Source organism: Allobosea sp. CER48 (assembly GCF_044752385.1).
Taxonomy (GTDB): Bacteria; Pseudomonadota; Alphaproteobacteria; order Rhizobiales; family Beijerinckiaceae; genus Allobosea.
Map to the genome: position 1 here is coordinate 1 of NZ_JBIWYK010000719.1, position 1,123 is coordinate 1,123.

Here is a 1,123-nt window from a genome sequence, read left to right on the forward strand (position 1 = left end):
GGGGGGTTGGCGGTGGCACGGTCGCGATCGCCGCCGCTGCGCCCGACTGCGCTCCACCCTCGCCGCCGCGCACGGTGACGGCGTTGGAAGCGAAGGGGATGTGGGCCTCGTTGAGGGCGCGATAGACCCGCTTGAGCGCCTCGCGCTGCAGCATCGAGGCCTGATTGGGCTTCGCGGTGAACTTCAGCCGGACCACGATCGCCTGGTCGGTGATATCGGCGACGCCCTGCATCTTGAGCTGGGCGATGAAATGCGGCGCGTATTCCGGGTCCTCCAGCAGCGCGAGGCCGACCTTCTTGATGGTCTTGCGCGCCTGCTCGATATCCGCCGAGTGGTCGAGCCGGACGTTGAACTTCACAGTCGCCCAGTCGCGGCTCGCATTGGTCAGCGATTGCACCTGGCCGAAGGGCACGGTGTGGATCTGGCCGCTCTGGTGGCGCAGCTGCATCGAGCGCAGCGAGATCTTCTCGACCGTGCCCTTGAGGCGGCCGGTATCGACATATTCGCCGACGCGGAAGGCGTCCTCGAGCATGAAGAACACCCCCGAGACGATGTCGCGCACCAAAGCCTGCGAGCCGAAGGAGATGGCGAGGCCGAGGATGCCGAAGCCGGCGAGCAGCGGGCCGATATCGACGCCAAGGCGCGACAGCACGATCAGGATCGTGAGGCCGAGCACCGCGCCGAGGACGACGCCGCGCAAGACCGGCAGAACGGTAGCAAGGCGGCTCGGCACGCTTTCCTCATGGGCGACATCCTCGTCGGCCGGGCCGACTACGCGCCGCCGCGGCGTGTAGGCATCGAAGAAGGCGTGCAGGAAGACCAGCGCCACCCAGCCGACGAACGCGAAGATCGCGACGCCGACGATCTGGCGCATCACGGCGGCGAACTGCCCCGAGCTGACGCCCAGCAACAGGCCCGCCCAGAGACGCGCCAGGATGAAGAAGCCGACGGCCCAGATCAGGCCGACGGCGGCCGCCCGCAGCGCCGCGCTGGTGGCGTGCATCAGCGGCGTCATACCCTGTTCGGCCGCGCGCCGGGCCGCCCGGCAATTCAACAGGCTGGCGACGCCGACGACCAGGATGGGGATGATGATGATGGAGACCTGGGTCAGCGCCGAGGCCTC

The 1,123-nt window shown here is 68.5% G+C and carries 1 protein-coding gene; it reads right to left on the reverse strand.

The window, feature by feature from the left end:
* Nucleotides 1-1,123, reverse strand: a 1,123-nt coding sequence (locus ACIPIA_RS16785; RefSeq protein WP_400511113.1) for a mechanosensitive ion channel family protein, incomplete at both ends; no start/stop codon positions are given.